1 pseudogene is annotated in these 670 nt (G+C 49.9%); it reads left to right on the top strand.

The features are described from left to right. A pseudogene (locus tag FDX22_RS12480) lies at nt 1-670 on the top strand (histidine kinase dimerization/phospho-acceptor domain-containing protein); the annotation flags it as partial.

The raw sequence follows: 670 nt of genomic DNA, 5'->3' as shown, positions 1-670 counted from the left end.
GCAATTGGCTACCGGATCGCCGTTTCCGCGAAAGCTGAGCGTAACCCGGCACGGGGATATCATGATCCTGCGTACCCCTATTATATCGGAAAGCTATTCACCTGATGAATCTGCCGTTAGCGATGCCAAAAACACCAAAAATATGTTGGGGTATGTGGCGCTTGAGCTGGANGTCCGTGCGATTACAGCAGTACAAAGAGATCTTTATCTCCAGCGTCATGATGCTGTTTTGTATTGGCATTGCGTTAATTTTCGGCTGGCGTCTGATGCGCGATGTGACCGGACCAATTCGTAACATGGTGAATACCGTTGACCGAATACGTAGAGGTCAGCTCGATAGCCGCGTGGAAGGTTTCATGTTGGGCGAACTGGATATGCTGAAGAATGGCATCAACTCGATGGCAATGTCTCTCGCCGCCTACCATGAAGAGATGCAGCACAATATCGATCAGGCGACTTCAGATCTGCGCGAAACGCTGGAGCAGATGGAGATCCAAAACGTTGAGTTGGATCTGGCGAAGAAACGCGCCCAGGAAGCTGCACGTATTAAATCAGAGTTCCTGGCGAACATGTCTCATGAGCTACGTACACCGCTAAACGGTGTCATTGGATTTACACGCCTGACACTGAAAACCGAGTTAAATACCACCCAGCGCGATCACCTGAATAC

Source organism: Citrobacter sp. TBCS-14 (assembly GCF_005280805.1).
GTDB lineage: Bacteria > Pseudomonadota > Gammaproteobacteria > Enterobacterales > Enterobacteriaceae > Citrobacter > Citrobacter gillenii.
The sequence above is the reverse complement of the archived record's forward strand: the minus strand, read 5'-3'. Positions and strand labels throughout refer to the sequence as shown.